We start from the raw sequence: 25586 nt of genomic DNA on the forward strand, positions 1-25586 counted from the left end.
CCCCCCCCCCCCCCCCTATCTTCTGGTTTTTTGGGGGGTTTTGTGGTTTCCCCCCCCCCCCAACCCCCCCCCCCGCCACAAGTGAACGGAGGGTCAGGGGCGGGCGAGGGTGAGGGAGAAGTCGCCGGCCTCGTCGGTCCAGAACTCGGCGAGTTCCAGGCCGGCGGCACGCAGTTCGGACTCCAGGCGCTCGCGGCGGAACTTGGCGGAGATCTCGGTGCGCATCTCCTCGGCCGCCGCGAAGCGGACGTCCAGGTCGAGGCCGCCGACGCGGACGTCCTGGTCGCGGGTCGAGCGCAGCCGCATCTCGATCCACTCCTCCGCGCCGTCCCAGACGGCGACGTGCTCGAAGGCGTCCGGGTCGAAGTCGGCGTCCAGCTCCCGGTTGATGACGGACAGCACGTTCTTGTTGAACTCGGCGGTGACGCCGGCCGCGTCGTCGTAGGCGCGGACGAGGCGTCCGGGGTCCTTGACGAGGTCGGCGCCGAGCAGCAGGAAGTCGCCGTCGTCCATGGTGGCGCGCAGCCCGCCGAGGAAGCCGATGCGGGCGGCGGGCGGCATGTTGCCGATCGTCCCGCCGAGGAAGGCGATCAGCCTGCGCTCCCCGGCGGGCAGCAGGTGCAGGTGCTGCTCGTAGTCGGCGACGACGGTCCGGATGGTCAGGCCGGGATGGTCGGCGGCGATCCCGGCGGCGGCCTCCTCCAGGAAGTCGCCGCTGACGTCCACCGGGACGTAGGCGCGCAGCGTCCCGGCGAGGGCGCCGAGCAGCAGCCGGGTCTTCTCTCCCGACCCGGCGCCCAGCTCCAGCAGCGTGCGGGCGCCGGTGACCGCGGCGATCTCGGGGGCGCGGGCGGTGAGGATCTCGCGCTCGCGGCGGGTCGGGTAGTACTCCTCCAGCTTGGTGATCTCCTCGAAGAGCGCGCTGCCGCGCTCGTCGTAGAACCACTTGGGCGGCAGGGTCTTCGGCGTGCCGGCGAGCCCCTCGCGGACGTCCCGGCGGAGCGTCTTGGCGAGGTCGTCGGCGGTCAGGAACCGGTCCACGTGGTCCTCCTACAAAGGGTCTATGCGGACGCCGGACGCGGGTCCGGCGGTGACGAGCGAGCGGTCCGGGACGGGCCGCCAGCCGGGCCGGTCGTCCAGCGGTTCGGAGACGATCCGGATCGCGTCCGCGTCCTCGCGGACGAACAGGGAGTCGCCCCAGGTGGTGGCGGCGAGGGCCGTCCCGTCGGAGGCGAGCAGGTTGTAGCGGCCGCCGGTGAGGCCGGTGACGGCCTCGACGACGGCGGCGAGGCCGTCGCCGAGGGACGCGCCGCCGCGCCAGTGCCGGACGGCGAGCGCGAACAGCGGCGCCGAGTCGAGCGGCGCGCGGGCGTCCGGCACCCCGGCGAGGTCGCCGGCGAGGTCGCGGAGCTTGGCCTCGACGCCCGCGAACCCCTCGACCTTGCCGTTGTGGCTGAACAGCCACGTGCCCTCGCGGAACGGCTGCGCGCACGACTCGTCCACGGGAAACCCGACGGTCGCCGAGCGGATCGCGGCGACGGCGCATGACGCGCGGACGGCGCCCGCGATCTCGCGGAACGACTGGTCGGTCCAGAGCGGCTGGGAGCGCCTGAACCGGACCGGCGCGCCGTCCTGGTACCAGCCGGCGCCGTACCCGTCGGCGTTCAGCAGGTTTCCCTGCGTCATGCGCGGCGCGTACGCCTGGTGCTCTAGGGAGTGCTCCCCTTCGTAGATGAGCGAGTGCAGCGTCCGCTCCGGACCGAGGTAACCCAGATGACGGCACACTCAGACCTCACCCGCCTGTGCCTTGTGGGGGGACGACCCCCCACGCCCCCCGGCAACCGCGGAACGCGCGCAGCGGAATCCAGAGAAGATCTGCCGCCGGATCGGGTAGTCCCAGTTGCGGAACGAGCCGCGTATGGCGAGCGGATGCGTCGCCCACGAACCGCCCCGCAGGACCTTGTAGTCAGGGCCGAAGAACACCTCGGAGTACTCCTTGTAGGGGAACGAGCGGAACCCCGGGTAACCGTGGAAGTCCGACGACGTCCACTCCCATACGTCGCCGATGAGTTGACGGACGCCGTAGGCCGACGCACCGGACGCGTAGGAGCCGGCTCCGGACGGGCGCAGCAGCCGCTGCCCGAGGTTGGCGCGGCCCTCCTCGTACACCTCGCCCCAGGGGAACTTCCGGGACCGCTGTACGGCGGGGTCCCAGCGCGCGGCCTTCTCCCACTCGGCCTCAGTGGGCAGACGCTTGCCGGCCCACCGCGCGTAGGCGTCCGCCTCGTACCAGCAGACGTGCTGGACGGGTTCGCGCGGCGGAACGGGCTCGGTGCGCCCGAACCGGCGCCGCAGCCACTGCCCTCCCTCCTTCGTCCAGAACGCGGGGGCGCGCTTGCCGGTGGTGTTGCGCCATTCCCAGCCCGCGGGCGTCCACCAGCGCGGGTCGTCGTATCCGCCCGCCTCCATGAAGGCGAGATAGGCGGCGTTGGTGACGGGGTCCACGTCGATGTAGTAGGCGGGCAGGTCGACCATGTGGCCGGGACGCTCGTTGTCGTAGGCCCACGGGTCGTCCGACGTGCCCATCTCGAACGGACCGGCCGGGATCAGCACCTCATCGGCCCCGGAAGCGGCGGCGGGCTTCTGCAAAGTCTCCGCCACGGGGTCGAGCAGTGCGGGGGCGCCCTTGCGGAGCTGGTGCGTCGCCAGCATCGTCTCGTCGTGCATGTGCTCGTGCTGGACGACCATCCCGTACACGAATCCGCCGGACGTCAGCGGGTCCGCGGTGTCGAACCGCACGGACGGCAGCGCGTCGAGCACCTTGGCGCGCACCGTGCCGATGTAGGCGCGCGCCTCGTCCGGCGGCAGCAGCGGCAGCGCCGGCCGCTCGGCGCGCGGGTGCTCGAACGCGTCGTACAGGCCGTCGATCTCCGGGCGCATCGGGTCGGCGCCCGCGGCGGCCCGCAGCAGCCACAGCTCCTCGTAGTTGCCGACGTGCGCCAGATCCCAGACCAGCGGGGACATCAGCGGCGACACCTGCGAGGTGAGGTCGTCCCCGTCGAGGACGTCGGTGGTGAGGCCGAGACTGCGGGCGCGCACCCCGCCGAGCTCGTCGGCGATCAGGTCCTTCAGCGCGTCCTCGTCGTGCTCGGCGATGGGGCCCGGGGAGTTCAGCGGTGCCATGTCGGGTCCTCCTCGGACGTCGTGGTGGAAGCATCGTGGGGCCGGTGGGCGTCATCGCCCGAACCCGCGTGGGCGAAGCCGTTGCGGGCCGGGCCGTCGTCGGCGGGGGTGCGCCCGCGCTCGACGTACCGGCGCGCGTACTCCTCCACCAGCGGGACGAGACCGGCCGCGCCCATCCGGGGCAGCGCGTCCAGCGCCGCGGCGAAGCAGGTGCGCGCGGCGGCGGCGAGCGCGGGGTCGGCGAGGCCGAAGCGGGCCGCCTCCGCCCACAGCCGCGCGACGGGCTCGGCGGCCTCCTCGGCGGCGCGGGACGCGGCCGGGTCGTCCAGCAGCGCGGCGGCGACCGCGACGGGCACCGGCCAGTACCGGGCCGGCAGCGCGTCGATCATCCGCAGTTCCAGCCAGCCGCGCGGGCGGACCGGCGGGAACAGCGTGGACAGGTGGTAGTCCAGGTCCTCCGGGCCCGGCTCGCCCTTGTCCAGCCACTCCTTGAAGGACATGCCGGGGTCGGACACCCACTCCCCCGACGCGGTCTTGACCAGCATCACCTGCGCGTCCAGCGCGTACCGCGTCCACGCCTCGGCGGGGTCGCCGTCCGCGCCGTCGCGCAGCACGGGCAGGGTGCGGCACGGGTCCAGCTCGGTCCAGATGGCCTGCCGGGACGAGCGCAGCCCGGTGCGGCGCCCCGCCTTCACCGGCGAGTTGGCGAACGCGGCGATGAGCAGCGGCCCGAGCGCGTGCGTGAGCCGCCAGCGGCGGGCCGCGTCGGCGCGGTCGGCGCCGATGTCCAGGCTGACCTGGACGGACGCGGTCGAGCACATCATCGCGAGGCCCGCGTCCGCGAACCCGCCGGCGCTGAAGTAGTCGCGCATGCACCCGTAGCGGGGGTGCTCTGCCTGGAACCGGGGACGCCGGACCGGGTCGACGCCGTGGCCGACGAGGTCCAGGCCGGCCGGCGCGAGCGCGTCTCGGACGTGCGCGATGTCCCCGGCGAGCGCCGAATGCAGGTCGGAAACGCGGGAGAACGGCGCGGAGCTCAGTTCGAGCTGCCCCCCGGGTTCGTAGGTGACGGCGCTTCCGCCGGGCGGCGGCCCGGCCTCGTCGACGAGCATCCGCACCCGCCGCGCGGGCACGTGGGCCGCCTGGTCGGCGGCGTCGACGACGAACCACTCCGTCTCCGCGCCGACCGTCCCGGGCGGGCCGGTCTTGAAGCAGACGCCGTAAATGTGCTGGTAGACGCCGTCCTCGGTGAGCCGTGGCACGCGACCTCCCGAAATCACTCGATAACGAGTTCGAAGTCTTCCCTGCTGAACCGGATCAGGAATCCGCCGATTTTCGGGAACTTCCTTAAATCTGGATGAACATGACCGTCTGCCGCCGAAACGATTACTTTCCGTACTATTCGACACGATGTTCACATCCAGACTTCTCACCGGTTGACTCGAGGCGCTAGAGTCCCGCTACCGACCGGTATGCACGGTTTCGTGCCGCCGGTGCCGGCAGCGGAGACGACGGGGAGGTCACATGCGCGGCGACCTGGGTTCGCTGTACGACGCGCACGCCGCCCGCCTGTACGCCTACTGCTGGTCGCTCGTCGGCGACCAGCTCGCGGCGGCGGCGGTCGGGGACACCTTCGCCGCGGCGGTGCACCAGCCGCCGCGGGGCGACAGCGTGCTCTGGCTCTACTCGCTGTCCCGCACCGCCTGCGCCGAGCGCGGCGCCTTCGGCACCCTGCCCGGCGGCCTGCCGTTCGCCGACCCCGACCCGCTGCTGCGCGCCGCGGGCTCCCTGCGCGCCGACCAGCGCGAGGTCCTGCTGCTGTGGGCCGGCGAGTGGCTGGAGACCCGCGACATCGCCCGCGTCCTCGGCCTCGCGCCCGACACCGTCGTGCAGCTGCTGAACGCCGCCCGGTCCCGGCTGGAGCGCGCCGTCCTCGACACGCTGATGCGCGGCACCGCCGGGCCGCAGCTGGAGCTGATCTCCGCGTTCGAGAAGGGGAAACTGCCGCAACTGCTGGCCAAGCGCGCCCCGGCTCGGGCGCCCGGCTGGCTGCGCGACCAGGTCCTCGCCGCGTGCGAGGCGGAGGCCGACCGGCCGCTGCCGAGCGTCGCCGCCCCGAGCCCGCTCGTCGTCATCGGCGACGCCGGCCGCAAGCCGCGGGACAGGCGCGGCGCGTGGTCCAAGGGCCTCGGCGCCGTCGCGGGCGTCGCCGCGTCCGCCGCCGCCGTCATCGGCCTGCTGGCGTCCTGGCCCTCCGCGAAGGGCGGCGGCGCCGCGTCCCTGGTTCCCACCGCGGGCAGCGGCCGCACCGACCCCGCGTCCGCGAAGACGACCAAGGTGACCGATACCCCGCCGCCCGGCCTCACCGGCTCCGAGCGGGCGACCGGCGACAAGGCCGACCCGTCCGGGAACCCGGTGACCGGCGCGTTCGACGGGACGCCGACGCCCGCCGGCGGCGGCGCCCCGGCACAGCGCACCGCGCCGGGCTCGCCGAGCACCCCGGGCGCCCCGGCGGACTCGCCCGTCGGTTCGTCACCGTCGAACGGCGACGAACCGGGCAGCGGCACGCCGAGCGACCCCGGCGACTCGTCCCCGACGACGCCGCCCGACTCCGGCACGCCGACCACTCCCCCGGACACCGGCAGCCCCGACCCGACCACCCCGCCGGACGACGGCTCGAGCGACCCCACGACGCCGCCGGACACCCCGTCCGACCCGCCCGCGACCGGCACGCCGAGCCCGAGCCCCACGTCCAACCCCACGCCCGACCCCGGCCAGAGCTGACCCCCGGCCCCGGACGGCGCCGGGGCGTCAGGCCTCGGAGGGGGCGGGGCCGGGTTTGAGGGAGTCCTGCACTTCCCGCACGGCGTGCGCCGCCTTGGCCTCGGCGGCCTCGATGGCGTCGGCGACGGGCCTGGCGGCGGACGGGACGCCGGAAACGCGGCGGCGCTCGTGCAGCAGCAGCACGCCGCCGACCAGCGCGCCGCTGAGCATCGCCACCAGGTGCCCGACGGCCGCGACCTCCAGCGAGAACAGGCCGTCGAACAGGAAGGGCAGCAGCGCCGCCCAGGCGGCGAACGCGAGCAGCCGGCGGATCAGGCCGTGCCCGTACAGGATCGCGGCGACGAGCGCCGCGCACAGCACGTAGGACGGGCCGACATCGGAGATCGTCCGGACGGAGTCCGACAGCAGGCCGGCCTGCAGCCGCACGAACGCGATGCCCTGGCTGATCAGCGTGCCGACGACGTGCGAGACCGCGACCAGCAGGACGGCGCGGGCGTTGCCGAACCGCCGCACCATGGGGAACAGCCCGAGCACCGCGACGACCAGCAGCGCCCCCTGCGATCCCTCGGCGACGAACGCCGAGGCGACCATCGTGCCGACCGGGTCGACCGCGAGGTTCGCGAGGTTGGTGCTGGTCCACGCGATGACGGCGCGCTGCGCCGCCGGCGGCAGCAGGACGGCCTGCACCAGCCACATGGCCGCGAACAGGCCCAGGAACGTCAGCGGCATCGGGTACCGCCTGATAAACCCGCCCATCATCCCGGTCATCCCGGCAAGCCTAGGTACTCCAGCGGTTTCCGGAGCTCGATACCCCCGATACTCACAGGAAAACGACGGCTTCTCCAAGGTGCCTCCCTGCCCACGCGGTACGGCCGCCGCGGACGCCGGGTTCGACGCCCCGGCCCGGTGCCGCGACACGGGCACGCGGTGCGCCGTCCCTCAGCGGCGGGTGGGACGGCGCACCGCGCGTCATACGTGCGGGTCAGACGGCGGCGGCGGCGTCCACCGGCGTGTTGCCGCGGCGGACGAGCAGCGCCGCGAGCACCGCGACGACGGCGACCGCGCCGGCGACCGTCAGCGAGGTCTGGAAGCCGTCCATGAACGCCAGGTGGCTGCCGTCGGTGATGGCCTTCGCGGCGGGCGCCGGCGTGCCGGGCGGGACGGGCGCGACGCCCTGCGCGACCAGCCCGCCGGTCCCGGACAGCCGGTGCGCCGCCCCCGCGGGCACGCCAGACTCGGTGAGCCGGCCGAACAGCACGTCGCCGACCTTCGTCGACAGCAGCACCCCGAGCACGGAGGTGCCGAGCACCCCGCCGAGCTGCGACGCGGTCTGCTGGAGTCCGCCCGCGACGCCGGCGAGGTGCGCCGGCGCGTTCCCGACGATGGCCTCGGTGCCGGCGACGATGACCATGCCGAACGCCAGGCCGACGAGCACGAACCACGGCCACAGCTGCACGTACGGGGCGTCCACCCCGATGCGCGACAGGCCGAACATGGCGACCGCGGTGAACGCCATGCCGAGCACGAGCGGCACCCGCGGGCCGAACCGGCTGGTGAGCGCGCCCGCGACCGGCGAGGCGACGATGAAGATGCCGGTCATCGGCAGCATCCGCACGCCCGCGTCCACCGGGCTCATCCCGTGCACCTGCTGCAGGTAGAGGGTGATGAAGAAGATCGTCCCGAACATCGCGAAGAAGCCGAGGACGATCAGCCCGGTCGCCGCCGACAGCGACGCCGAGCGGAACAGCGACAGCGGCAGCAGCGGGTGCTCGGCGCGCAGCTCGTTCCACACGAACGCGGCGAACAGCACGGCCGCGGCGGCGAACGACACCAGCGGGGTGGTATGCCCGAACCCGTGCTCGCCGGCCTTGATCAGGCCCCAGACCAGCGCGAACAGCGCGCCGGTCAGCAGCGCGACGCCGGGCAGGTCGAACGAGCCCGCGGCTTCCTCGTCCTTGGACTCGCGGATCACCCACAGACCGACGAGCAGCGCGACGAGGCCGAGCGGGGCGTTGAGGAAGAACACCGACTCCCAGTTGACGTTCTCGACCAGCAGGCCGGCCACGATCGGGCCGCCCGCGATGGAGATGCCGACGGTGGAGCCCCAGATGCCGATGGCGGCGTTGAGCTTGTCGGCGGGGAAGGTGTTGCGCAGGATGGCGAGGCTCGCGGGCTGCAGGAGCGCTCCCGCGAAGCCCTGCACGACCCGCCAGAAGATCACCATGCCGAGGCCGCCGGACAGCCCGATGGCGAGCGAGGCGACGGCGAAGCCGACCACGCCGGCGAGGAAGGTGCGCTTGCGGCCGAACCGGTCGGCGATCTTGCCCGCCGGGATCAGCGTGACGGCGAGGGCCAGCAGGTAGGCGTTGGTGACCCACTGCAGGCCGGACAGGGACGCGCCGAGGTCCTTGGCGATCGCCGGGTTGGCGATGGAGACGACGGTGGCGTCCAGGCCGACCATCATCACGCCGAGAGCGACGGCGACGAGGGTGAGCCAGGGATGCCCGTGGCCGCGGCGGGCCGGTCGGCCGCGCGCCTGGTCGCGCGGCCGGGACGGGCGGGACGCGCCGGGGTCGAGCACCTCGGCGCCTCGGGTCTGGGACATGGGCGGAGCCTCCGTTGCGATGTTGAAGACCCCAAACTGTCATGTGCTGACACTTGTCGTCAAATGCCTCGCGTCACTTAAGGACATGATTCAGATCACAACAACCGTCACCCGCCGTCACTTGGCGACGGGTCCGCGCGTCGTTACACTTCGCACATGACCGCGACCGCCCCCGAGACCCGCCAGGGCACCCCGCCCGCGGGCCCCGGTTCCCAGCCCCCGGGCCGGCGCGAACGCAAGAAGCAGCGCACCCGTGAGGCGCTCGTCGACGCCGCGTTCACCCTCTTCGCCGAGAAGGGGTTCGACGCGACCACCGTCGAGGAGATCGCCGACGCCGTGGACGTCTCGTCCCGCACGTTCTTCCGCTACTTCGCCTCGAAAGAGGACGTCGCGCTCACCTTCCAGGAGGAGCAGACCCGCGCCGTCATGCAGGCGCTGGCCGACCGCCCCCCGGACGAGCCGATCATGACCGCGCTGCGGCGCACCGTGGTGGAGATCGCCGGCGCCTGCGAGCGCGGCGAGCTGGGCTTCGACCCCGAGCGCTTCCAGTGCATGTTCAGCATGATGAGCGACAGCCCAGCGCTGCTGGCGAGCAGCCTGGAGCACGCGCAGAAGAAGCAGCAGCTGCTCACCGAGATCATCGCCGAGCGGATGGGCCTGGACCCCGCCACCGACCTGCGCCCGCACGTGATCGCCTCCGCCGCCACCTGCGGGTTCCAGGCCGCCGCCGACGTCGCCCGCCGGCACGAGGGCTCCTTCGGCTCGCTGTCGGAGACCATCGACCAGGCCTTCGCCATCCTCGAACAGGGCCTCAACTCCTAGGAACGCCTCCGGCGCGCCCGCGCCCGCCCCGGTGTGGTCCCCGGGCGGGCGGGGTACCGCCTCCCGAGGACGGCCCCGCACGGCCCCTCGGAGAGGACGCGACCATGGCGCTGAAGCATCCCCGGCACGACGGCCGCGGCGAGCGGGACCTGCAGGTCAACCCCATCTTCAGCCGGGAGCCCGTCGAGGTGCCCCGGTACGCGCTGCCGCGCGGCGAGATGGAGCCCGGCACCGCCTACCAGCTCGTCCACGACGAGCTGATGCTGGACGGCAACGCCCGGCTGAACCTCGCCACGTTCGTGTCCACCTGGGCCGAGCCCGAGGCGCTGCGGCTGATGGCCGAGTGCGCCGAGAAGAACATGATCGACAAGGACGAGTACCCGCAGACCGCGGAGCTGGAGATGCGCTGCGTCCACATGCTCGCCCGCCTGTGGAACGCCCCCGACCCGCGGCGCACCGTCGGCTGCTCCACGACCGGGTCCAGCGAGGCGGCCATGCTCGGCGGCCTCGCCCTGAAGCGCCGCTGGCAGAAGAGGGGGCTGAAGGGCCGGCCCAACATCGTGATGGGCGTCAACGTCCAGATCTGCTGGGAGAAGTTCGCCGACTACTTCGAGGTCGAGCCCCGCTACGTGCCGATGGAGGGCGACCGCTACCACCTCGGCGCCGCCGAGGCCGTCGCCCTGTGCGACGAGAACACCATCGGCGTCGTCGCCGTCCTCGGCTCGACCTTCGACGGCAGCTACGAGCCCGTCGCCGGCATCTGCGCCGCGCTCGACGACCTCCAGCGGCGCACCGGCCTGGACGTCCCCGTCCACGTGGACGGCGCGTCCGGCGCGATGATCGCCCCGTTCCTCGACCCGGACCTGCCGTGGGACTTCCGGCTGCCCCGCGTCGCGTCGATCAACACCTCCGGGCACAAGTACGGACTGGTCATGCCGGGCGTCGGCTGGGCGCTGTGGCGCGACCAGGACGCCCTGCCGGACGACCTGGTCTTCCACGTCAACTACCTCGGCGGCGACATGCCGACCTTCGCGCTGAACTTCTCCCGCCCCGGCGCGCAGGTCGTCGCGCAGTACTACAACTTCCTGCGGCTCGGCTTCGAGGGCTACCGGCGCGTCCAGCAGACCTGCCGCGACGTCGCGACCCGGCTGTCCGCCGAGATCGCCAAGCTCGGCCCGTTCGAGCCGCTCACCGACGGCTCCGACATCCCGGTCTTCGCGTTCCGCGCCCGCGACGGCGCCGGGTTCAACGTCTTCGACGTCTCCGCCGCGCTCCGCGAGCACGGCTGGCTCGTCCCCGCCTACACCTTCCCGAAGAACCGCGAGGACCTCGCCGTGCTGCGCGTGGTCGTCCGCAACGGCTTCAGCCACGACCTCGCCGACCTGCTGCTGGACGACCTGCGCCGCGTCCTGCCCCGGCTGTCCGCCCAGCCGTCCCCGGTCCGCACCGCCGACGACGCCGGCGGCTTCGCGCACGGCGCGGAGACCAAGAACCCCCGCACCCCGGGCCGCACCTGACCCTCCCCAGCCGACGAGCAACTCCGCCACTTGACCGCATCCTCGCGCTGCTGAGGATCGGCCTTGATGCGTGCCGTTGCGCGCCATCCGATGATCACCTCATGGACGGGCGCGTCGACCTCCAACTCCGCCGGGGTCCGACAGGGCTTCGACCAGTTCCACGGTGAAGGCCCGGACTTCCTCGGTGCTGAGGTGCCGCACCCATGGGAAGACCTCGGGCATGGCGAGCAGCAGCCCGCGGGCGCCTGGATCGTGCTTCATCAGCACCCGCCTTATATTCGGCCTCCCGGCCCACCGTTCGGCCCGATGACCACCGAGAACCACGCCGCCGCTACCGGCCCGCCGTCCGCTTCCACCCCGAAGACACCGTCCTGGCCGTAACCGTGGAAGCCCGACTCCAACGACCCGCGTGCGGCCAGTGCTTCACACGCCGATGGTTCGGCCGGTGTCGGGCACGTCCGTGACCATGTAGACCCCCGCCAGGTTACGAAGGTGCGCCTTGACGGTGTCGCGGTCGGCGCCCGACCGCAGCTTCACCAGATGGGCCGCAGGGTGCATGTCGCCCCACGGGTGCCGGCCCTTGAACCACTCAGGCAGTTCCTCGGGCGAAGCCTCGTAGTCGACTGCGATCTGCGGCATCGACACGATGCGCCGCTGGATCTCGTCCTTCGTCTCCGGCGAGTCGCTCGGATCCAGGACAGCAGCGATCAGGCCATTGTTCGCGGGCTTGTCGATGGCCCGGAAAACCAGGTATCCGCCGACGCCCACAACGCTCACAGCGAGGCAGGCCGCAAGGACGAGCAGGGCGACCAAAAGCGGCTTCTTCTGGCCAGGAGGCGGCGCCAGGGGAGGAATCGGCGGTTACTGCGCATAGGGGGCTGGTGCACCTGGGACAGACTAGGCGACACGGCACGCCTTCGACGTGTGCACAGAGCATTTGGGCGCCTCCCCTGCGCGGACAGGACGACGCGGCCGCCACCCCCGGCCGGCCCGCGGGAAGCAACAAGATCAAGTCTCACGTGCTTCGGTGAAACTCCTGGGACTCCTCGCCGTGCCCTGAACGAAAGCAGGCCGTGCGTTCGCGCGGTGCTCGGCTCAGAGCGCTTCGTCGAGGTCGTATTTCCCCTGCTTGATCTCCGTCACCAAGGCAACCCACTCGCCCCGCCTGAGACTCAGGAAGCCTCCGTTCGGGTTCTTAGAGTCCCGGAGAAGTCGGAACATCCCAAGGCCAGCAGCTTCTACACACCCGTTGCCACCTTCGCTGTAGCTGCTCTTGCGGAAGTCGGCCCTAGTGGGATCCACGTCGAACACTGGCCCTCCTTGCGGTCATCGTCCTGCCAGCCGGTCGAGCATAGTCAGCGAGTCCTCAGGGCTCAGCGCGGAGTCGTCGGCGATTCGCCGCTGGACCTCCCGGGCACGTTCGACCGCGTCGCTCGGCTTGAACCCCTTGTCCGGCTGGCTGTGCGGCTCCAGATGGATGACGAAGCGGCTCTCCTGGCCCGCCTCGCCGTTGGCCCGCTTGAGGTAGCTGCGCTCGGTCTTCCCTTCGCAGATCACCGTCATCACGACGCGTCTCTGGTCCCTCCCCGGCATCGCCGGAGAAGAAGCCGAGTCGCCTCCGGGAATTCCCCTCTTGCGCTTTCGCTTCCTTGAGGTCATGCACAGGCCTCGGCGTTCTCCGAGCCAAGGGCCTCGGCCGCCTCTCCTTCGGTAAGGCGGGGAATCCCCCCGTAGGCGCCGGCCAGGTATCGCTTGTCGAGGGCCTCGTTCTTGCGAGGCCGGGCATCGGTGAGCGGGTAGAGCTCGGATTCACCGATACGGCTCTTGACCACGATTCGTATCTGGTCCCGCTCCAGCGGCGGGAACGTGTGCAGGTTCCCGAGGAGTGTCACGTCATGGCTGGTGCACACCAGTTGTGCGTTCTTGGGATTGGCGACCGGATCCCTGAAGATCCTGAGCACCTCGGCGGCGACCAGGGGGTGAAGACTGGCGTAAAGCTCGTCGACGAGAAGCACGGCACCGGTATCGAGTGCCTCGAGCATGGGGCCCAGGAAAGCGAACCAGGACCGGGTGCCCTTCGACTCGAGCGAATAGGCGAGCGGAACGCTGCCGCTCCTCCCCCGATGCGAGAGCCGGACGCGCAGCCCCTTCTCGCCGGGTTCCAGACTCACCCCGTCCACGCCCAGGTCGGCGACCTCCAGCAGATCCCGCACCCGCTTCTCGATCGCCGGATCCTTCAGCTTCTCACCGGTGAAACCGCCGCGGGTGCTTTCGCCTTCGTCACCGATGAACCACAGGTTCCTCTTGAACCACTCGTGAATCGGCCCCAGGTGCGGATGGTTGAAGGCGGCGGCCACCGTGAGAAAGAGCGCGTTCGGCCGCGTGCGCGGTACCAGGCTCTCCTTGTCACCCTTGAGGCCCTCACCAGGGAACTTGAACGGCTCTGGATCGTCGGCGTCCCGTTCGAACCACACCTGGCGGCGCGCCTGCCCTCGTGGATGGACGTGCAGCCACTCGGATTCGACCCGTTCGTCGGACACCTCGAATCCGTAAACGTAGCGATCTCCGTCGATGACGATGCCGACCTCGTAGAGCGATGTCTCGTCCTCGCCCTCCGGATCGAGCTCGAAGGGCTCGCGCGGGATCCGGTCCAGAGCCGACCATTCGGTCACCGAGCTGACCACGGCCCTCCGCATCCAGCGCATGGCGGACAGCACGTTGGACTTGCCGGAGGCGTTGGCGCCATAGATCACCACAGCCGGCAGGTAGGCGGCCTCCGGATCTTCCGCCAGCCCCGCCGGACGTCCGGAATCGACGTTGAACCGGCTCGCCGACGTCCATAGCTCGAACTCGTCACGGAACGATCTGTGGTTCGCTCCGCGGAACCTCAGCAACATGACGAACCCCTCAACTCGGGATCTGGATCCACTGTAGCCGTCTCCATGCATGATTCCTGCATGAAAGAGCTTCAAACCGATTCCGGCCACGATAGACGACCGCCCGGTCATGGACGGATCTGGGTACAGCGTGCGGAAGGCTCAGAAACGGAAGCCGAAGAGACCGCCGTCCGGCTGGTCGGTCAGCCGCGGATCGAGCACGTACCGCTCGGCGTCGAAGCCCTCGTCAACCGCCTTGGCCAGGTCATCCGAGTTCAGAGTGACGATGTACTGGAGGTTTTCCTCTTCAGCCGCCTCCGCTCCCAGCGAGAGAGCCGCTGCGAGCTGGCGCGCGTCGACGCCGTCATACAGATGACTGTCATGGACCAGGAAGTCCGGGCCGCGGCCCGCGCGGTGGGCGATCACGGCGAGTGCGAGATCGAAGCAGAAGATGACCATGTTGTGGACGCCGCGACTGCTGTCGGTGTCGATGTGCGCTTCGATCTCGAGGCGCTGCCGATCGGCGTTGAAGGAGAGGAAAGGGGTGCGCGCGTCGCTGTAGAGCCGGCGCGCGAAGACGTTGAAGAGCCGGTTCGCCTGGTAGGTGAGCACGTCGCGCTGCTCCAGGTCTTCGGCCATCGCCGCCTCGAGTTCGATCCGCCTGCCCTCGATCTCGCGGCGGCTCGCCTCAAGGGTCTGTGCCGCCTCGAACCGATGCCGCAGCGCCTCCAAGCGCGCCTGCTCCTGTGCGAGCACGTGCTGGAGGGCTGTCAGAGCGTCGAGCGCCCCGCCCTCGTTGAGCATGGCCAGCAGGGACGCCTGCCGTTCCGCGAGCCGTTCCCGCTCCGTGCGCTTTCGGCAAGGCGTTCCTCGATCCGAGCCGATTCCTCGCGAAGCTGCTTCTCCCGATTGCGCACCACCGTCTGGTGGAACGCCCGGACGTCGTCGAACCTGCGGCGCACCTCGTGCCCGATGAGGAAGTCGAGCTGTGCGTAGGCTTGTTCCAGATAACGATCGTCCGGCTCCACGACATCGATCGCGGCCTGCCGCATGTCCTGGAGGTTGTGCCGGTCCACCGCGTCGCGGTCGCGCAGATCGCGGATGGTCCGGTCCAGCGCGTCGGCCTCGGCGCGGATGTTCTCGTGCTCCGGGAGCACCCGGAACTCCTTGACCTGCTGCTGCAGCTCCAGGACCCGCTGCTCGACCGCTCCGATCTCACCGCGCAGTTCCGCGGATCGGCCGACGATCTTGCCCCAGACGGGATCCTTCGCCGCCTGCACCAGCTTCTTGCGGGTCGAGTCCTGTGTCGCGAGGACGCGATACTGCTCGGCGAGCCCGACGTCGAGCCCGAAAAGGTGGCAGAGATTGATCTGCGCGTCCTGAACCGACTGCCTGGCATGGCTCGTGGTCGGGCTCAGCAGGCCGTCGAGGCCCCGGCGCATCGCGAACGAGAGCATGGTCCGTCCACTGGCCGGATAGTCCGGTGAAGGAAAACCGTAAAGGTCGCGCTCAATGGCCCACTGCCACTCGGTCAGCGAGACTTCGCCGGCGAGCTGCCCATGCCAGAGCTGTTCACTTCCGCCTCGCTTTCGCGTGACGTCCGGTTGAAGGAATACCTTCGCGCTTCCCGAACGCCGAAGAACCCGCAGCGCCTCCGGAATGCCCGGCCAGTCCATCTCCAGATCGAAGACGCTCCTGGCCAGGGCTTCGTGTGCCCACACCGAGTTCTTCCGCGTCGTCGCGCCGAGGAGGAAGTGCAGCAACTCGACCATGCTGGTCTTGCCCGTGCCGTTCCGGCTGTCGGTGTCCGTGGACCGATGGGTGCGTTCGGCGACGACGATGTTCAACCCCGACCGGAAAGACAGAGTCCTGAAGCGATCGTCATCGGATCCGAGTCTATGGAGCATCGCTCCTGCTCCTGAACGACAGCAGTTCGCTCTCCGGGTCGAGATCGACCAGCCCGAGAGCGTAGAGAACATCGAGAGCCAGTGCGAACCACCAGAAGGGAAGCGGCGCGTTGTGCCTGTTCTCCTCGCGCCAGGTCAGCAGCCGGCGCCACGCCTGCTGCACCGTGACCGGCTGCCGGCCCGTCGCCAGCACGATCTGCGCGCCCACGGCGAGGAGCGCCCGCTGAGGAGCGACTCCCTTGGTCGGTACGATCATGCCCCGCTCCTGGGCTCGGGGACGGGTCGCCAGCCGTTCGGTGGCAGCCGGCCGATGTCGCACTCCTCGAAGAAGTACATCAGGACGACCTGGGCGTCCAGAGTCCTCCGGTAGGAGGTCCGCTCGTTGCCGAGGATGTAGCACTCGAGTTCGTACAGGACGTCGTCCGGCGAATCGTGCTTCTCGGCCACCAGAAGGTAATGGTCTTTGAAGGCCGCCGCCACCTCGTCGCGCTCGCCCGGATCCCGGCAGTTGTCGTAGTAGGTATGCACGGAGGGGACGTACTTGAGGGCCTGCCTGAGCGAGTCCTCGAGGTCGGGCGAGAAGGCGTTGTACTCCAGCTTCCGTTCGGCGGGAACGGGGATGTCCGGAAGTCCCCGCATCGGGCGTCGCTCACTCGCCAGGTGCTCCAGCAGCGGGAGCACGTCGTTCAGGCCCACTCCAGTGACGACCTTCTGCGCGGGGAACGGGCCGAGCAGGTCCTCGATCTGGTGTCGCTCCAGCCTGCAGAACTCATCGTAGAAGCGGCGGTGGCCGAAGTTCTCGAAGACAAGGTCGGGATTGTCCTTCTGCAGGGCCGCGAGGGCGACCGCCACCTCCGGATGCATGCCCCGCCTGTTGTTGTGCACGAAGACGAAGGTGTCGAACTCACCACGGCGTTTCTTCATGGCAGTGGCGAAGTCGTCCCTGACCTTCTTCCTCACATCGACAGGCCGGGGTATGTCCACCTCGGGGCCGTTGCAGGCATACAGCCGCCTTTCAGTGAGCATGAGCCCGTCCGCACCGATGTCTCCCAGGTCGCCATGGGTGGCCACATCGACATAGGAGCCATGACGCGCGGACATGACCTCATGAAAGAAGACCTCGAACGCATTGCCGGACAATACGGACAGCTTGGCGCCCAGCATGTGCCGCAAAACCGAACGTTCCCATAGCTCGAGCACGCACGTCTGCACCCTGACACCTTATCGAGGGGTGCCGTCATTCCAGCAGTCATCACAAATTCCGCGATGCCACGGGGAAGGGCGCCGCAGCACCGGGCCTCGCCCGTCTCGAGGCCGGGCGGCGTTCTGCGGTGGGCGGAACGTGTGGTTCGGGGCGGGGGCGCCGGGTTATTTTGAGCGCATGGCCGAGATCACCCGCCCGCTCATGCCCGCCGACGAGACGCCGCACGAGCCGGACGCGACGCCCCCGCAGGCGGAGCCGCTGTGGCGCGACGCGCTCGGCCGGTGCCTGCGGCGCCTGCGCGTCGAGCGCGGCGAGATCCTGACGGAGACCGCGCGCCGCGCCGGGGTGTCCCCGCAGTACCTGTCCGAGATGGAGCGCGGCGTCAAGGAGCCGTCGAGCGAGATGATCGCCGCGGTCGCCGGCGCCCTGGACGTGACGCTCGCCGACCTCACGCTCGCGGTCGCGACGAGCCTGCTGACCGCGCCGGCCAGGACCGCGCCGGCCAGGACCGCGCCGACCGGGCCGACCTGCCAGGTCGCCTACGCCCTGGCAGCCTGACCCGGACGGCGCCTGCCCGGGGCGGCCGCGTTCAGCGGGGTTCCGGCTGGCGCTCCTCGATCACGTGGTCGATGAGGCCGTACTCCAGCGCCGACTTGGCGGTGAAGACACGGTCGCGGTCGGTGTCGGCGCGGAGCGTCGCGGTCTCCTGGCCGGTGTGCCGGGAGAGGATCTGCTCGATGTCCGCGCGGACGCGGACGACCTCGTCCGCCTGGAGGATGAGGTCCGGGATCGCGCCGCGCCCCTGCCCCATCGGCTGGTGCAGGACGACGCGGGTGTGCGGCAGCGCGGCGCGCTTGCCGGGAGACCCCGCGGCGAGCAGCACCGCGCCGACCGCGACGGCCTGTCCCACGCACGTCGTCGCGACCTGCGGGCGGATGTAGCGCAGCGTGTCGTACACCGCGAGCATCGCGCTCGGGTCTCCGCCCTCGCAGTTGATGTACAGCTGGATGTCGGCTTCCGGGCTGTCGGCCTCCAGGTGGAGCAGCTGCGCGACGAGCGCGTTCGCGACCCCGGCGTCGATGGCGGTGCCGAGGTAGATGATCCGCTCGGTGAGCAGGTGCGAGTAGACGTCCATGATCCGTTCACCGCGCGAGTCCTTCGCGATGACGTTCGGGATCGTGTAGGTGCTCATCGGCCGGCTCCTCCGGACGGGGCGCCGAGCCCGACGGCCCGGCGGCGGGGCGGCACGACCTCGTCGTAGTCGCTGACGATCGTGTCGATGAACCCGTACTCGAGCGCCTCCCGCGCGGTGTACCAGCGGTCGTGCAGGGAGTCCTCGAAGACCCGCTCGATCGGCTGGCCGGTGTCCTCGGCGATGAGGCCGAGGACCGTGTCGCGGGTGTGGCGCAAATCGTTGGCCTGCAGCTCGATGTCGACGGCGGCGCCGCCGATGCCGGCGGACCCCTGGTGCATCAGCACCCGGGCGTGCGGCATCGCGCGGCGCTTGCCCGGGGTTCCCGACGACAGCAGAAACTGCCCGGCGCTGTAGGCGATGCCGAGCACGACCGTCGCCACGTCGCACGGGATGAGCCGCATGACGTCGCGGATCGCGAGCATCGACGGCACGGACCCTCCGGGGGAATGGATCCACAGCGCGATGTCGGACGACGGGTCCTCGCCCGCCAGGGTGAGCAGCTGCGTCGCGAGCAGCGTGCCGTTGTCGTCGTCGAGCACGCCGTCCAGCACGAGGACGCGCTGCGCGTACAGCTCGCCGCGCACGCGCTCGTTGAACAATGGGATCTTCTGTTCCTCGCTCATGCCCTTCAGCCTGCGGCAACGCGGGCGCCGGTCACAGCCCGCGCTGCCCACGGCGGATCTGCTCTCAGCAGCGCAGCCCCATGGGTTTACCAGGGGACGGGGCCGTCGTCGTCGTGGAACGTGCCGGTCGGGCCGCCGTCGGGGAGGGTCGCGAGGTGGATCGCGATGGCCGCGCCCTGCTCGGGGGTGCGGACGCCGCGGAACCCGTTGAGGTCGGTCGCGCAGAAGCCCGGGCAGCCGGCGTTGATCAGGATGTCCGTGCCGACCAGCTCCTTGGCGTACTGGATGGTGACGGCGTTGAGGAACGTCTTCGACGCCGCGTAGGCGGCGGAGATCGGGCCCGTCTCGGCGCCGGGGGTGGTCTGCCGGGTGAGGGACCCGACGGTGCTGGACATGTTCACGATCCGGGGGGACGGCGAGCGGCGCAGCAGCGGCAGCATCGCGTTGGTGACGCGGATGACGCCGAGGACGTTGGTCTCCACGACCGTCCGCACGGTCGCGGGGTCCACCTTCGTGGGCTCCTGCGGCATCCCGCCGGTGATGGCGGCGTTGTTGACGAGCACGTCGAGGCCGCGCTCCTCCAGCAGCCCGGCGGCGGCGGTGACGCTCGCGTCGTCGGTCACGTCGATCGGCACGCCGAACGCGTCGATGCCGGCGGCGCGCAGCTTCGCGACGGCCGCCTCCCCGCGTCCCGCGTCCCGGGAGCCGACGCCGACGCTCCAGCCGAGCGCGCCCAGGCCGGCCGCGATCTCGTACCCGATGCCCTTGTTCGCGCCGGTGACCAGCGCCGTCTTCGTTTCGGTCATGCCACGATCCTCGCCGCCGGGCGGGCCCGGCCGCCAACACCGTCTGGGTGGGGTGCGATACCCCGGCGGTATCGCAGCCGGGCCGGCGGCGGGTAGCGTGGCGGCATGGAGACGCGGGAGCTGCGGTACTTCGTCGCCGTCGCCGAGGAGCTGCACTTCGGGCGCGCCGCCGAGCGGCTCGGGATCGCGCAGCCGCCGCTGTCGCGGGCGATCCAGCGGCTCGAGCGGCGGCTCGGCGCGACACTGCTGGACCGCACCAACCGCACCATCGCGCTGACCGCGGCCGGGGAGGTGCTGCTGCGCGAGGGCCGGGCGGCCCTCGACGCGGTCGACGCCGCCGACCGCCGCACCCGCCGCGCCGCCGCCGCGGCCGGACGGCCCGCGCTGGCCCTCGTCACGAAGGCCGGGGCGTCCGACGAGCTGCTGGCGAAGCTGCTCGACGCGTACGCCGCCGAACCCGGCGCGGCCGCCGTCGACGTGATCCTGTGCGGGCCCGGCGAGCAGGAGCGGCTGCTGCGGGACGGGCGCGCCGACGTGGCGCTGCTGCACACGCCGTTCGACTCGACGGCCGGGCTCGACACCGAGGAGCTGCGCACCGAGGGGCAGGTCGCGGTGCTGCCGGCCGGGCATCCCCTCACCAACCGGTCGCAGGTGCGGGCCGCCGACGTCGCGGCGCTGCCCGGACTGCCGCTGCCGCGCTGGCCGCGCTACGACGGCACGTACCCGGACGGCCCGGGCCCGCGCGTCCGGGACCACGCGCAGCTGCTGCAGCTGATCGCGCTCGGCCGGGCGTCAGCGGTGCTGCCCGAGTCGTGCCGGCCCCATCTGGGCGAGCGGCTCGCCGCCGTCCCGGTGGTGGACGCGCCGCAGGTGACGACGCTGATCGCGTGGCCGCCGCACAGCCGCTCCCTGCCCCTGGCCGACCTCGTCCGCACCGCGACCCGCCTCTAGCCGCGGAGCGCGGCGAGGCCCTTCTGCAGGTCGTCCAGGTTCATCAACGGGACGATCTCGATCTCCGCGCCGAGGCCGAGAGGCTAGTTCGGGGCGCTGAGGACCAGCCCGCTGGTGGGCACGCCGGTGCCGGCGGTGACCAGGACGTTGCGGACGTCCGGCACCTGGTTCACCGCGGCGCCCCGCACCTGCCGGACGGCCTCGGCGATGCCGTTCATGCCGTGGATGTACGCCTCACCCAGCTGACCCCCGTTGGGGTTGACCGGAAGCCTGCCGCCGAGCTCAATGCCACCGTCCTTGATGTAGTCCTTCGCCTGGCCGCGGCCGCAGAAGCCGAGCTCCTCCAGCTGGACCAGGACGAACGGGGTGAAATGATCGTAGAGGATCGCGGTCTGGACGTCATCCGGGGACAGCCCCGACTGCTGCCACAGGGTGCGGCCGACGGTTTCCATCGCGGGGAGCGCCGACAGTTCGCCGGTGTAGTAGCCGAACATCATCATCTGGTCCGGGCCCGTCCCCTGGGCCGCCGCCGTGATGACGGCGGGCCGGTGCGGGAGGTCGCGGGCCCGCTCCAGCGAGGTGACGAGCACCGCGACGCCGCCGTCGGACTCCTGGCAGCAGTCCAGCAGGTGCAGCGGGTCGACGATCCAGCGGGACGCCTGGTGCTCGTCCAGCGTGATCGGCCGCCCGTGGAACCACGCGGCCGGGTTCGTGGCGGCGTGGCGCCGCATCGCGACCGCGACGCGGCCGAAGTCCTCGCTGGTCGCGCCGTAGTCGTGCATGTAGCGGCGGGCCTGCATCGCGACCCACGCGGCCGGGGTCGCGAACCCGAACGGCAGGTGCCAGGAGAACTCCAGGCCGGTCGCGTCGACGCGCCCGGACGCAGCGGCCTGGCCGAAGCGGTGGCCGGAGCGCTCGTTGAACGCGCGGTAGCACAGCACCGCGTTCGCCTGGCCGGTCGCGACGGCCATCGCGGCGTGCGCGACGGTGCCGCAGGCCGCGCCGCCGCCGTAGTCGACGCGCGAGAAGAACCGCAGCGCGGGGATGCCCAGCTCGCGCTGGACGGCGATCTCGGAGTTGGCGTCGGCGGTGTAGGTGACCAGGCCGTCGACGTCGGCGGGGGCCAGCCCCGCGTCCTCGACCGCGGCGAGGCAGGCCTCGGCGGCGAGCCGCAGCTCCGAGCGGCCCGACTCCTTGGAGAACTCGGTGGCGCCGATCCCGGCGATCGCCGCCTTCCCGGACAGGCTCATCCGGCCTCCTCGATTCCGGCGGAGCCGACCCGGGGGGTGTGGGGGGTCGCCCCCCCTCGTGCGAAACGGACGGTGGCGGTGAGGTGGTCGCCGATGCTCACCGCGCCGCGGACGCGCAGGGTGCGGTCGTCGACGCGGTCGCCGGTCAGCGTGAGCGTGTCGCCGGCGTAGGCGGGGGCGCCGAGCCGCACCTCGATGCTCTCCAGCGCCGCGTCGGAGACGGTCTCCAGCGCGAACCGCTGGACGAGCCCGATGCTGGTCAGGATGTTGACGAAGATGTCCTGCGAGCCCTGCGCGCGGGCCTGCGCGGGGTCGTGGTGGACGGGCATGAAGTCGCGGGTCGCGATGGCCGCCGAGATGATGAACGTCGGGGTCAGCTCGATCTCCAGGCCGCCGGACGCCGTTTCCCCCGCCGCCTCGTCGGCCACCGGAGGCGGTGCGGGCGGGGCGTCCGCCGGTACCCACTGCGGGAGGACGAGCTCGTCGTCCATCCGCTCGAACTCCAGCCGGACGGGCATGCCGATCCGCACGTCCTCGGGCGGGCAGCCGTTGACGTTCCCGACGATCCGGACGCCCTCCTCCAGCTCGACGACCGCCACCGCGTACGGGGCCGTCCGGCCGGGGACGGGCGGGTGGTGGTGGACGACGTAGCTGTGCACCTCGCCGCGCCCGCTCGCCACCACGTGGTCCCGGTCGAGCGAACGGCACTTCGGGCACATCGGGCCGGGCGGGTGGCGGAGCGTTCCACAGCCGGCGCAGCGCTGGATGCGCAGCTCGCCCGCGTCCACCCCGTCCCAGAAGAACGCGCTGTCCTGGCCGATCGCGGGACGCAGCGGGTACTTCCCGCCCGTCCCGGCGGCGGGCGGGCGCGGGCCGGGCTTGAACTTCAGCACCCGGAACAGCATCTCGGCGACGCGCTCGTCGTTCTCGTCGTACCAGGACTGGTACCAGGTGACGAAGTAGCCCTCGCCCATCGCGGTCCGCTTCGGACCGGTGACGCCGCCGAACCGCATCCGCGTCCGCAGCTGCTCGCCGACCTTCACGTACCGGTCGTAGACCTGGTCGCAGTTCGTCGCGACGATGCCGGTGTAGCCGGCGGCGTCCAGCATCGCCAGCACCTCGTCGGCGGCGCCCCGCTGGTCCGGCCGGCGGACCAGGCCGGGCATCGACCACACCTGGATCATCGCGGGCGGCGCGACGTCGTCCCAGGTGCCGGTGTCGCCGAGGGCCTGCGTCCAGTTGCGGATCATCGCGGCGTTCACCGGGTCGGGGCAGGGCAGCGGGGGCCGCTCGCCGGCGGCCTCCAGCCGGCCGGCGAGCGCCATGAGTTCGTCGTGCACGGGTCTCCTCGTTCCGTGGGCTCCCGGGTCAGCGCGGTGCGCGGGGCAGCCCGAGGCCGATCATCGCGATCAGCTCGCGCTGGATCTCGTTGACGCCGCCGCCGAAGGTGAGCACGAGGGCGCCCTTGGCCATCCGGTCGGTCACCTTCATGAACTCGGCGGTGGCCGGGTCGCCCGGGTCGCCGTACCGGGCGAGGACGTCGCCGATGAGCCGGCCGACCTCCTGCACCCGCTCCGAGGCGTAGATCTTGGTGGCGGACGCGTCCGCCGCGCCGAGCCAGCCGAGGTCCTGGTTCGCCGCGACCTGCCAGTTCAGCACCTCGTTGACGCGCTCGTAGGCGCGCGCCCGGGCGAGCGCGCGGCGGACGGCGGGCTCCTCGATGAGCGGCCGTCCGGCCGGCCCGGTCGCGGCGCGGGCCCAGTGCTCCAGCCGGTTGCGCGCGCGCCCGATGGTGCCGGCCGGGCCGAGCGTGACCCGCTCGTGGTTGAGCTGGTTGACGATCAGGTCCCAGCCCTTGTTCTCCCCGCCGATCAGCATGTCCGCCGGGACGCGGACGTCCTGGTAGTAGGTGGAGTTGGTGTGGTGCGCGCCGTCCATGGTGATGATCGGCGTCCAGGAGAAGCCGGGGTCCTCGCAGTCCACGATGAGCATCGAGATGCCCTTGTGCTTCTTCGCGGAGGGGTCGGTGCGCGCGGCGAGCCAGATGTAGTCGGCGGTCTGCGCGCCCGAGGTGAAGATCTTCTGGCCGTTCACGACGTAGTGGTCGCCGTCCTTGACGGCCGTGGTGCGCAGCGCGGCGAGGTCGGTGCCGGCGCCCGGTTCGCTGTAGCCGATCGCGAAGTGGCACTCGCCGGCGAGGATGCGAGGGATGAAGAACTCCTTGTGCGCGTCGGTGCCGTACTGCAGGATCGTCGGCGCGACGGAGTTCAGCGTGATGAGCGGGTAGGTGACCTCGGCGCGGGCGATCTCGTTGGCGAAGATCGTCTGCTCGACGGGGCCGAAGCCGCGGCCGCCGTACTCCTTCGGCAGCGCGACGCCGAGCATCCCGTCGCGCCCGAGGCGCCGGCAGTGCTCCAGGTAGGGCGGGCCGAACGGGTCGGCCTCGATCGCGGCGCGCTGCTCGGCGGTCAGGCAGTTCTCGAAGTACTCGCGCAGCTCGGCGCGGAGCTTCTTCTGCTCGCCGGTCAGGTCGATGAACATTCAGGCCTCCTGGGCGATGAGCGCGCCGAGCGAGTCGAGACGGTCTTCCGCGCCGCCGAGCAGGTGCCCGACCTGCTTGCCCCAGGCGAAGTAGCGGTGCAGCGGGTAGGTGATGTCGAGGCCGATGCCGCCGTGCAGGTGCTGGCAGGTGTAGAGCGCCTTCACGACGGGATCGCACGCGTTGTAGGCCGCGATGGTGAGCAGTTCCTCGGCGTCGGCGGCGCCCTCGGCGAGCCGCCACACCCCGGCCCAGACCGCCACGTCCAGCGCGCGCTTGGCGATGTAGACGTCGCTGATCTGCATGGTGACGGCCTGGAACTGCGCGAGCGCCCGCTCGAACTGCTCGCGGGTCCTGGTGTACTCCTTGGTGAGCTCCAGCGCGCCCTCGATGACGCCGGACGACAGCGCGACCGCGCCCGCGACGGCGGACAGCCGGAGGGTGTCCCAGGCGGCGCCGTCGGCGGTCCCGCCGAGGAGCGCGTCGCCGCCGACCCGGACGCCGTCGAGCGCGATCCGCGACAGCGGCTCGCTCGTCGCGGAGTGCTGCGGCGTGATCGTCACGGCGGACGGCTCGACGAGGAACACCCCGACGCCGGCGCCCTCGACCCGCGCCGGGACGAGGATCCGCGCCGCCTCCCGCGCGTAGGGGACGAACGTCTTCACGCCGTCGAGGACGTGGCCGTCGCCGTCCGGGCGGGCGGTCGCCGCGATCTCGCCGGGCGGGCCGGTCTCGCGGTACGCGCCGGTCAGCACGGTCTCGCCGTCGGTCAGCGGCGCGAGCAGCGCGCGCTGCTCCACGGTGCCGTGCCGGGCGATCGGAATGGCCGCCAGCGCCAGCGACGCGTACACCGGGATCGGCGCCGTCCGCACGCCCGCCTCGCGCAGGATCACCGCGAGCTCCACCGGCCCGAGCCCCGCGCCGCCGGCCTCCTCGGGCAGCACGGCGCCGAGCAGCCCGGCCTGCGCGAACGCCTTCCAGGTGGCGCCGTCATAGGGGGCGCCGCTCTGCTCGAAGGCCTCCAGCCGCTCCTGCGCGGCCTCCCGCGCGAGCAGGTCCGCCGCGAGGCCCTTCAGCTCCTGCTGGGTCTCGTCGAGGTTGAAGTCCACTCATCCGCTCCCTTCCTGGCGGCGCGGCCGGCCGGACGGACGCCCACGGCGAAAAAGTAGAACAGATTCTAGTCTGTGTCCAGCGACGTGATCACTCTCCCGGAAACGGGGATTCACCTAGCAAGCAAGGGTTCGGTGACCGCCCCGGGAACACCCGCCCGGCGACCCGCCGCAGCCGATCAGATAACAGGTTCTCGCACGGGCTGTAGGCTGGT

27 protein-coding genes are annotated in these 25586 nt (G+C 71.5%); 5 read left to right on the forward strand and 22 right to left on the reverse strand.

Going from position 1 to position 25586, the window contains the following annotated elements; translation table 11 throughout:
• Window positions 1-93 precede the first annotated feature (93 nt).
• The 4 genes from egtD to egtA are packed head-to-tail and all read right to left on the reverse strand — an operon-like array spanning window position 94 to window position 4445.
• Complete coding sequence (gene egtD, locus F8568_RS38420; RefSeq protein WP_151598543.1) at window positions 94-1041, reverse strand: L-histidine N(alpha)-methyltransferase; 948 nt, start codon at window positions 1039-1041, stop codon at window positions 94-96.
• Window positions 1042-1050: 9 nt separating this feature from the next.
• The gene (gene egtC / locus F8568_RS38425; RefSeq protein ID WP_151598544.1) at window positions 1051-1785 is read right to left on the reverse strand and encodes an ergothioneine biosynthesis protein EgtC; all 735 of its coding nucleotides are present in this window, start codon (window positions 1783-1785) and stop codon (window positions 1051-1053) included.
• Window positions 1786-3183, reverse strand: a complete 1398-nt coding sequence (gene egtB / locus F8568_RS38430; protein WP_151598545.1) for an ergothioneine biosynthesis protein EgtB — start codon at window positions 3181-3183, stop codon at window positions 1786-1788.
• Window positions 3171-4445 (reverse strand): ergothioneine biosynthesis glutamate--cysteine ligase EgtA, encoded by a 1275-nt coding sequence (egtA, locus tag F8568_RS38435; RefSeq protein ID WP_151598546.1) that lies wholly within the window; start codon window positions 4443-4445, stop codon window positions 3171-3173. The genes egtB and egtA overlap by 13 nt, the downstream gene beginning before the upstream one ends.
• A 262-nt stretch (window positions 4446-4707) precedes the next feature.
• Between egtA and F8568_RS38440 the strand changes: the two genes are divergently transcribed.
• Window positions 4708-5967, forward strand: a complete 1260-nt coding sequence (locus F8568_RS38440; RefSeq protein WP_151598547.1) for an RNA polymerase sigma factor — start codon at window positions 4708-4710, stop codon at window positions 5965-5967.
• A 27-nt stretch (window positions 5968-5994) separates the two neighbouring features.
• On the opposite strand, the gene F8568_RS38445 is transcribed toward F8568_RS38440, so the two are convergent.
• Both F8568_RS38445 and F8568_RS38450 read right to left on the reverse strand, forming a co-directional pair.
• A complete protein-coding gene (locus F8568_RS38445; RefSeq protein ID WP_151598548.1) occupies window positions 5995-6735 on the reverse strand; it encodes a rhomboid-like protein in 741 nt (246 codons plus the stop codon).
• A gap of 214 nt (window positions 6736-6949) precedes the next feature.
• On the reverse strand, window positions 6950-8572 hold the full coding sequence (locus F8568_RS38450) for an MFS transporter (protein WP_151598549.1): 1623 nt from the start codon (window positions 8570-8572) through the stop codon (window positions 6950-6952).
• A 156-nt stretch (window positions 8573-8728) separates the two neighbouring features.
• Between F8568_RS38450 and F8568_RS38455 the strand changes: the two genes are divergently transcribed.
• Together F8568_RS38455 and F8568_RS38460 are read left to right on the forward strand one after the other, a co-directional pair.
• Window positions 8729-9394: a TetR family transcriptional regulator gene (locus F8568_RS38455; RefSeq protein WP_151598550.1), complete on the forward strand. Its 666-nt coding sequence runs from the start codon at window positions 8729-8731 to the stop codon at window positions 9392-9394.
• A gap of 104 nt (window positions 9395-9498) precedes the next feature.
• On the forward strand, window positions 9499-10911 hold the full coding sequence (locus F8568_RS38460; RefSeq protein WP_151598551.1) for a glutamate decarboxylase: 1413 nt from the start codon (window positions 9499-9501) through the stop codon (window positions 10909-10911).
• 99 nt (window positions 10912-11010) lie between these two features.
• Here the strand turns inward: F8568_RS38460 and F8568_RS38465 are convergent, their stop codons facing one another.
• The 9 genes from F8568_RS38465 to F8568_RS38500 all read right to left on the reverse strand — a co-directional run bounded on the left by F8568_RS38465 (window position 11011) and on the right by F8568_RS38500 (window position 16906).
• Window positions 11011-11172: a hypothetical protein gene (locus F8568_RS38465; protein WP_202125826.1), complete on the reverse strand. Its 162-nt coding sequence runs from the start codon at window positions 11170-11172 to the stop codon at window positions 11011-11013.
• A 162-nt stretch (window positions 11173-11334) separates the two neighbouring features.
• Window positions 11335-11724 (reverse strand): hypothetical protein, encoded by a 390-nt coding sequence (locus F8568_RS38470; RefSeq protein WP_151598552.1) that lies wholly within the window; start codon window positions 11722-11724, stop codon window positions 11335-11337.
• A gap of 282 nt (window positions 11725-12006) precedes the next feature.
• A complete protein-coding gene (locus F8568_RS38475) occupies window positions 12007-12222 on the reverse strand; it encodes a DUF397 domain-containing protein (RefSeq protein WP_151598553.1) in 216 nt (71 codons plus the stop codon).
• 15 nt (window positions 12223-12237) lie between these two features.
• A complete protein-coding gene (locus tag F8568_RS38480) occupies window positions 12238-12477 on the reverse strand; it encodes a hypothetical protein (RefSeq protein WP_151598554.1) in 240 nt (79 codons plus the stop codon).
• A gap of 89 nt (window positions 12478-12566) precedes the next feature.
• Window positions 12567-13808: an AAA family ATPase gene (locus F8568_RS38485; RefSeq protein WP_151598555.1), complete on the reverse strand. Its 1242-nt coding sequence runs from the start codon at window positions 13806-13808 to the stop codon at window positions 12567-12569.
• 141 nt (window positions 13809-13949) lie between these two features.
• Complete coding sequence (locus F8568_RS49015; protein WP_236009905.1) at window positions 13950-14591, reverse strand: DUF2326 domain-containing protein; 642 nt, start codon at window positions 14589-14591, stop codon at window positions 13950-13952.
• Window positions 14558-15634, reverse strand: a complete 1077-nt coding sequence (locus F8568_RS49020; protein ID WP_236009906.1) for a hypothetical protein — start codon at window positions 15632-15634, stop codon at window positions 14558-14560. Before F8568_RS49020 ends, F8568_RS49015 begins: the two co-directional genes overlap by 34 nt.
• A 49-nt stretch (window positions 15635-15683) precedes the next feature.
• On the reverse strand, window positions 15684-15950 hold the full coding sequence (locus tag F8568_RS38495) for an ABC-three component system middle component 6 (protein ID WP_151598556.1): 267 nt from the start codon (window positions 15948-15950) through the stop codon (window positions 15684-15686).
• Window positions 15947-16906 (reverse strand): ABC-three component system protein, encoded by a 960-nt coding sequence (locus tag F8568_RS38500; RefSeq protein WP_151598557.1) that lies wholly within the window; start codon window positions 16904-16906, stop codon window positions 15947-15949. Before F8568_RS38500 ends, F8568_RS38495 begins: the two co-directional genes overlap by 4 nt.
• A gap of 169 nt (window positions 16907-17075) precedes the next feature.
• Here F8568_RS38500 and F8568_RS38505 point away from each other — a divergent pair, with 169 nt between their 5' ends.
• Window positions 17076-17456: a helix-turn-helix domain-containing protein gene (locus F8568_RS38505; protein ID WP_151598558.1), complete on the forward strand. Its 381-nt coding sequence runs from the start codon at window positions 17076-17078 to the stop codon at window positions 17454-17456.
• Between the two features lie 31 nt (window positions 17457-17487).
• Here F8568_RS38505 and F8568_RS38510 read toward each other — a convergent pair whose 3' ends face one another.
• The 3 genes from F8568_RS38510 to F8568_RS38520 all read right to left on the reverse strand — a co-directional run bounded on the left by F8568_RS38510 (window position 17488) and on the right by F8568_RS38520 (window position 19522).
• The gene (locus F8568_RS38510) at window positions 17488-18090 is read right to left on the reverse strand and encodes a ClpP family protease (protein WP_151598559.1); all 603 of its coding nucleotides are present in this window, start codon (window positions 18088-18090) and stop codon (window positions 17488-17490) included.
• A complete protein-coding gene (locus tag F8568_RS38515; RefSeq protein ID WP_151598560.1) occupies window positions 18087-18716 on the reverse strand; it encodes a ClpP family protease in 630 nt (209 codons plus the stop codon). The genes F8568_RS38510 and F8568_RS38515 overlap by 4 nt, the downstream gene beginning before the upstream one ends.
• Before the next feature lie 86 nt (window positions 18717-18802).
• Window positions 18803-19522: an SDR family oxidoreductase gene (locus F8568_RS38520; RefSeq protein WP_151598561.1), complete on the reverse strand. Its 720-nt coding sequence runs from the start codon at window positions 19520-19522 to the stop codon at window positions 18803-18805.
• A gap of 105 nt (window positions 19523-19627) precedes the next feature.
• On the opposite strand from F8568_RS38520, the gene F8568_RS38525 reads away from it, so the two are divergent.
• Window positions 19628-20473 (forward strand): LysR family transcriptional regulator, encoded by an 846-nt coding sequence (locus tag F8568_RS38525; protein ID WP_151598562.1) that lies wholly within the window; start codon window positions 19628-19630, stop codon window positions 20471-20473.
• Window positions 20474-20556: 83 nt separating this feature from the next.
• On the opposite strand, the gene F8568_RS38530 is transcribed toward F8568_RS38525, so the two are convergent.
• From F8568_RS38530 to F8568_RS38545, 4 genes are read right to left on the reverse strand one after another with little or no spacing between them, the layout of a single operon-like run.
• Complete coding sequence (locus tag F8568_RS38530; protein ID WP_151598563.1) at window positions 20557-21723, reverse strand: lipid-transfer protein; 1167 nt, start codon at window positions 21721-21723, stop codon at window positions 20557-20559.
• Window positions 21720-23063, reverse strand: coding sequence for an OB-fold domain-containing protein (locus F8568_RS50785; RefSeq protein ID WP_328601207.1), 1344 nt, complete (start codon window positions 23061-23063; stop codon window positions 21720-21722). The genes F8568_RS38530 and F8568_RS50785 overlap by 4 nt, the downstream gene beginning before the upstream one ends.
• A 28-nt stretch (window positions 23064-23091) precedes the next feature.
• Complete coding sequence (locus tag F8568_RS38540; RefSeq protein WP_151598564.1) at window positions 23092-24264, reverse strand: acyl-CoA dehydrogenase family protein; 1173 nt, start codon at window positions 24262-24264, stop codon at window positions 23092-23094.
• The gene (locus tag F8568_RS38545) at window positions 24265-25371 is read right to left on the reverse strand and encodes an acyl-CoA dehydrogenase family protein (protein ID WP_151598565.1); all 1107 of its coding nucleotides are present in this window, start codon (window positions 25369-25371) and stop codon (window positions 24265-24267) included.
• Window positions 25372-25586 lie beyond the last annotated feature (215 nt).

Source organism: Actinomadura physcomitrii (genome assembly GCF_008923205.2).
Classification (GTDB): Bacteria; Actinomycetota; Actinomycetes; order Streptosporangiales; family Streptosporangiaceae; genus Spirillospora; species Spirillospora physcomitrii.

What these genes read in the sequence shown, in the direction of transcription:
- F8568_RS38445 (WP_151598548.1), bottom strand. Translation starts at nt 6,735, where the DNA reads ATGACCGGGATGATGGGCGGGTTTATCAGGCGGTACCCGATGCCGCTG.
- F8568_RS38540 (WP_151598564.1), bottom strand. Translation starts at nt 24,264, where the DNA reads ATGTTCATCGACCTGACCGGCGAGCAGAAGAAGCTCCGCGCCGAGCTG.
- F8568_RS38515 (WP_151598560.1), bottom strand. Translation starts at nt 18,716, where the DNA reads ATGAGCGAGGAACAGAAGATCCCATTGTTCAACGAGCGCGTGCGCGGC.
- F8568_RS49015 (WP_236009905.1), bottom strand. Translation starts at nt 14,591, where the DNA reads ATGCTCAACGAGGGCGGGGCGCTCGACGCTCTGACAGCCCTCCAGCAC.
- F8568_RS38460 (WP_151598551.1), top strand. Translation starts at nt 9,499, where the DNA reads ATGGCGCTGAAGCATCCCCGGCACGACGGCCGCGGCGAGCGGGACCTG.
- F8568_RS38450 (WP_151598549.1), bottom strand. Translation starts at nt 8,572, where the DNA reads ATGTCCCAGACCCGAGGCGCCGAGGTGCTCGACCCCGGCGCGTCCCGC.
- F8568_RS38485 (WP_151598555.1), bottom strand. Translation starts at nt 13,808, where the DNA reads ATGTTGCTGAGGTTCCGCGGAGCGAACCACAGATCGTTCCGTGACGAG.
- F8568_RS38525 (WP_151598562.1), top strand. Translation starts at nt 19,628, where the DNA reads ATGGAGACGCGGGAGCTGCGGTACTTCGTCGCCGTCGCCGAGGAGCTG.
- F8568_RS38510 (WP_151598559.1), bottom strand. Translation starts at nt 18,090, where the DNA reads ATGAGCACCTACACGATCCCGAACGTCATCGCGAAGGACTCGCGCGGT.
- F8568_RS38530 (WP_151598563.1), bottom strand. Translation starts at nt 21,723, where the DNA reads ATGAGCCTGTCCGGGAAGGCGGCGATCGCCGGGATCGGCGCCACCGAG.
- F8568_RS38440 (WP_151598547.1), top strand. Translation starts at nt 4,708, where the DNA reads ATGCGCGGCGACCTGGGTTCGCTGTACGACGCGCACGCCGCCCGCCTG.
- F8568_RS38465 (WP_202125826.1), bottom strand. Translation starts at nt 11,172, where the DNA reads ATGAAGCACGATCCAGGCGCCCGCGGGCTGCTGCTCGCCATGCCCGAG.
- F8568_RS38455 (WP_151598550.1), top strand. Translation starts at nt 8,729, where the DNA reads ATGACCGCGACCGCCCCCGAGACCCGCCAGGGCACCCCGCCCGCGGGC.
- F8568_RS38495 (WP_151598556.1), bottom strand. Translation starts at nt 15,950, where the DNA reads ATGATCGTACCGACCAAGGGAGTCGCTCCTCAGCGGGCGCTCCTCGCC.
- egtB (WP_151598545.1), bottom strand. Translation starts at nt 3,183, where the DNA reads ATGGCACCGCTGAACTCCCCGGGCCCCATCGCCGAGCACGACGAGGAC.
- F8568_RS38520 (WP_151598561.1), bottom strand. Translation starts at nt 19,522, where the DNA reads ATGACCGAAACGAAGACGGCGCTGGTCACCGGCGCGAACAAGGGCATC.
- F8568_RS38505 (WP_151598558.1), top strand. Translation starts at nt 17,076, where the DNA reads ATGGCCGAGATCACCCGCCCGCTCATGCCCGCCGACGAGACGCCGCAC.